At 72.3% G+C, this 4548-nt stretch carries 3 protein-coding genes; all 3 read right to left on the minus strand.

The features are described from left to right. A partial coding sequence (locus tag ABZ281_RS39155; RefSeq protein ID WP_356662763.1) for a cobaltochelatase subunit CobN occupies window positions 1–2578 on the minus strand: 2578 nt, incomplete at its 3' end. Beyond that, a complete protein-coding gene (locus ABZ281_RS39160; protein ID WP_356662764.1) occupies window positions 2575–4107 on the minus strand; it encodes a cobyric acid synthase in 1533 nt (510 codons plus the stop codon). The genes ABZ281_RS39155 and ABZ281_RS39160, both read right to left, overlap by 4 nt. A gap of 1 nt (window position 4108) precedes the next feature. Continuing rightward, a partial coding sequence (locus ABZ281_RS39165) for a cobalamin biosynthesis protein (RefSeq protein ID WP_356662765.1) occupies window positions 4109–4548 on the minus strand: 440 nt, incomplete at its 5' end.

Consider the following 4548-nt stretch of genomic DNA (forward strand, 5'->3'; position numbering starts at 1 on the left):
CGGTGTCCTGCAGATACCGCTGCACCAGCGAGTCCGCGAGCGACTGCCCGACCTCCCAGCTCAGCCGGGACGGAATGGCCTTGGGGTCGACGGAGTAGAAGTTGCGGCCCGTCGGCAGCACGTTGACCAGCCCGCGGGTCGGCGAACCGGACGGTCCGGCCGGCACGTAGCCGCCGTTCAGCGCCCGCAGGATGTGCCCGATCTCGTCGGTGGTCTTCTCCAGCCGGGGCACGACCTCGGCGCAGGCGAACTCCAGCACGGCGACGGCCTCGGGCAGTTCGCTGCCGAGGACTTCCCGGACCAGCGGCGCGCTCTCGGCGACCGCCCAGCCGCGCTCCTCCATGCCCTGAGCGATCCGCCGGCACAGCTGCTCCAGCAGGTCGATCGCGTCGGCGGCACTGCGGGCCGGGCCGTCCACCAGGTCCGTCAGCTCCACCGGCACCTTCACCGGAGCGCCCGGCTCGGCCAGCAGTTCCTTCTCCACCAGCCCGAAGTGCAGCGCCAGCGACGCCCGCAGGCCTGGCAGCGCGTTGGCCTGCCCGCCCCACACCTGCGAGGCGCGCAGCACGGCCAGCACGAGGTTGACGCGCGGCTCTCCGACCGGCCCGCCGCCCAGGATGTGGAGGCCGTCGCGGATCTGTACGTCCTTGATCTCGCACAGATAGCCGTCGATGTGCATGACGAACTCGTCGAACTCCGCGTCGTCCGGCTGCTCGTCGACGTGCAGGTCGTGGTGGAGCTCGGCTGCCTTGACCAGCGTCCAGATCTGGGCGCGCACGGTCGGGGCCTTCGTCGGGTCCAGGTCGGAGACGAGCGCGTACTCGTCGAGGAGCTGCTCCAGCTTGGCCAGGTCGCCGTAGGTGTCGGCGCGGGCCATCGGCGGCACGAGGTGGTCGACGACGGTGGCGTGCCCGCGCCGTTTGGCCTGGGTGCCCTCGCCCGGGTCGTTGACGATGAACGGGTAGATCAGCGGCAGTTCCCCGAGGACCGCGTCCGGAGCGCAGCCCCCGCTGAGGCCGAGCCCCTTGCCGGGCAGCCACTCCATGGTGCCGTGCTTGCCCATGTGCACGACGGCGTCGGCGCCGAAACTGTTCTCCAGCCAGCGGTAGGCCGCCATGTAGTGGTGGGACGGCGGCATGTCCGGGTCGTGGTAGATCGCGATCGGGTTCTCGCCGAAGCCACGCGGCGGCTGGATCATCACGACGACGTTCCCGAACTGCAGCGACGCCAGCACGATGTCGTCGCCGTCGACGTAGAGGCTGCCCGGCGGCTCGCCCCACGCCTGGGTCATGGCGTCCTTCAGCTCCTGGTCGAGCTTCTCGAACCACGCCCGGTAGTCGGCCAGCGGCACCCGCGCGGGGGCGGCGGCCAGTTGCTCCTCCGTCAGCCACTCCACGTCGTGCCCGCCGGCGTTGATGAGCCGGTGGATCAGCTCGTCACCCTCGTCAGGATGCCCCTCGACGACGTACCCGGCGTCCCGCAGCGCGTCCAGCACCCGCACCGCCGAGGCCGGGGTGTCGAGCCCGACCGCGTTGCCGACCCGCGAGTGCTTGGTCGGGTACGCGGTGAAGACCAGCGCCAGCTTCTTCTCCGCGTTGTCCTTGTGCCTGAGCCGCGCGTGCCGTACGGCGATGCCGGCGACGCGCGCGGCCCGCTCCGGGTCGGCGACGTAGACGGGTACGTCGTCCGGGCCCTGCTCCTTGAAGGAGAACGGCACGGTGATCAGCCGCCCGTCGAACTCCGGGATCGCCACCTGCATCGCGGCGTCCATGGGGGACAGGGCGGCGTCCGAATCGGCCCAGGCCTGCCGCGACGACGTCAGGCACAGGCCCTGCAGCACGGGGATGTCCAGCTCGGCCAGGGCGCCGATGTCCCAGGCCTCCTCGTCACCGCCCGCCGAGGCCTGCGAGGCGTGGGTGCCGCCCGCGGCGAGGACGGTGGCGACCAGGGTGTCCGCCTGTCCGAGGATCTCGTACAGGCCCGCGTCCGCCCCGCGCAGCGAACCGCAGTACACCGGCAGCGCGTTGGCTCCCCGCGCCTCGATCGCGTCGCACAGGGTGTCCACGAAGCCGGTGTTGCCGCTCAGCTCGTGCGCCCGGTAGAAGAGCACGCCGACGGTCGGACGGCCCGGCATGAGCTCACGCTCGCCGTGGACGCCGTACTCGGGCATCTTCCGCGGCTCGACGAACCCCTCGCCCGTCAGCAGCACGGTGTCGGAGAGGAACCGGGCGAGTTCGGTGAGGTTGTCCGGCCCGCCCTCCACGAGGTACTTCAGCGCCTGCGCGACGACACCCGCCGGTACGGACGACTCGGCCATCAACTCCGCGTCCGGCACGGTCTCGCCGCCGAGCAGCACGGTGGGGACTCCGGAGGCCTTCAGCGCGGCGAGCCCGTCCTCCCAGGCCCGCTTGCCTCCGAGCAGCCGCACGACGGCGATGCCCGCCCCGTCCAGCAGGGCCGGGAGCTCCTCCCGGACGTCCACGCGGGTCGGGTTGCCGATCCGGTAGTCGGCTCCGGAGGCGGCCCGGGCCGCCAGCAGGTCCGTGTCGGCGGTCGACAACAACAACACAGTGCTCATGCGGGTGCTCCCGGTGGAATGAAGGGCAGTCCTTGCGGCGCGCCGGACTCGATGAGCCGCCACAGCGCGCCGGTGTCCGCGTGCTGTTCGATCAGGTCGCCGAGCCGGTCGAGCTGCTCCTCGCGCAGCGCGGCGAACGAGGTGTCCGGCGCGGGCACGAAGCGGCGGCCCGCGGCGGCCGCCACCTCGCGCAGAAAGGCCCGCCGGAAGCCGTCCGACTCCAGTGAGCCGTGCCAGTGCGTGCCCCAGGTCTGGCCGACCCGGCAGCCGTCCAGGCTGTGTCCTTCGTCATCAGAGAGGAACGGCGCGCCGCCGGTGACGTCGGCGACCCCGTGATGGATCTCGTAGCCCTCGACGCGTTCTCCGAGGGCCTCGCCCCGCGGCCGGGTGAGGGTCTTCTCGCGGGCGAAACGCACCCGCACGGGCAGGATTCCGAGCCCGTCGACGTGGCCCCGGCGGCTCTCGACGTCGTCCTCGATGTGCTCGCCGAGGATCTGGAAGCCGCCGCAGATGCCGAGGACGGGCCGCTGCTCCGCCGCCCGGCGGGCCAGGGCCTCGGCGAGCCCCCGTTCCCGCAGCCACTCCAGCGCGCGAACCGTCCCGCGGGTGCCGGGCACGATGACGAGGTCGGCGTCGGACAGTTCCTCCGGGCGGTCCACGAACCGCACCACGACGCCCGGTTCGGCGGCCAGCGCGTCCACGTCGGTGAAGTTGGACATGAGCGGCACGGCGCAGACCGCGACGCGCAGCACGTCCTCGCCGACGGGTGGGGCGACCACGGACTCCCGCACCGCTCCCCGCAGGGAGACGCGCAGTCCGTCCTCCTCGTCGATCCCGAGCCCGTGCCGGAACGGCAGCACACCGTACGTCCGCCGTCCGGTGAGCCCGTGCAGCATCTCCAGCCCCGGCTCCAGCAGGGAGACGTCCCCGCGGAACTTGTTGACGAGGAACCCCGCGACACATGCCTGGTCCTCGGGCGACAGCAGCGCCACCGTCCCGAAGAACGAGGCGAACACCCCGCCCCGGTCGATGTCGCCGACGACGAGCACGGGCAGCCCGGCGTTCCGGGCGATCCCCATGTTCACGATGTCCGTCCGCCGCAGATTGATCTCGGCGGGAGAACCGGCCCCCTCACAGATCACCGCGTCATACGTGCCCCGCAACTGCTCCAGGCAGTCCAGCACCGTCCCGAGCAACTGCTGCTGCCGTCCGCCGTGGTAGCCGCGCGCACTCAGCTCCCCGACCGGCTTGCCCAGCAGCACGACCTGACTGCTCCGCTCACCACCGGGCTTGAGCAGCACTGGGTTCATCAGCGCGGTCGGTTCGACCCGGCAGGCCTGCGCCTGCATGGCCTGCGCTCGTCCGATCTCGGCCCCCTCCGTCGTCACGAAGGAGTTCAGGGACATGTTCTGCGCCTTGAAGGGCGCGACCTTGACGCCCTGGCGCACCAGCCACCGGCAGATCCCGGCGGTCACGACGCTTTTGCCGGCGTCGGAGGTGGTACCGGCGACGAGAAGCCCACCGCTCATGTCATTTCCCCCTCTTCAGCGATCGCGCGCCCTTGAGCGACGGCGCACTCCTGAGCAACCGCGCACCGGCGCACACCCCGAGCGCGAGCCAGGTGACGCGCTTCGACAGCCGCACGGCCCGCTCGACGTCGTGCGTGCCGACGGCCCGCCCCCGCGTGTTCAGCACGGGCCGGTGCTCCACCCGCCCGCCGTACGAGAGTGTCCCGCCCAGCCGCACCCCGAGCGCCCCCGCGAACGAGGCTTCCACGGGTCCGGCGTTGGGACTCGGATGCTGCGCCGCGTCGGCCTGCCAGGCCCGCGCGGCCCCCCGCGGATCCGGCCCGGCCAGCACGGCGAGTACGGCGGTCAGCCGCGCTCCCGGCCACCCGGCGAGGTCGTCCAGCCGGGCGGAGGCCCACCCGTCCCGGCGGTAGCGGGCCGACTTGTGCCCGACCATGGCGT

This window comes from Streptomyces sp. NPDC006265 (genome assembly GCF_040613555.1).
Lineage (GTDB): Bacteria > Actinomycetota > Actinomycetes > Streptomycetales > Streptomycetaceae > Streptomyces.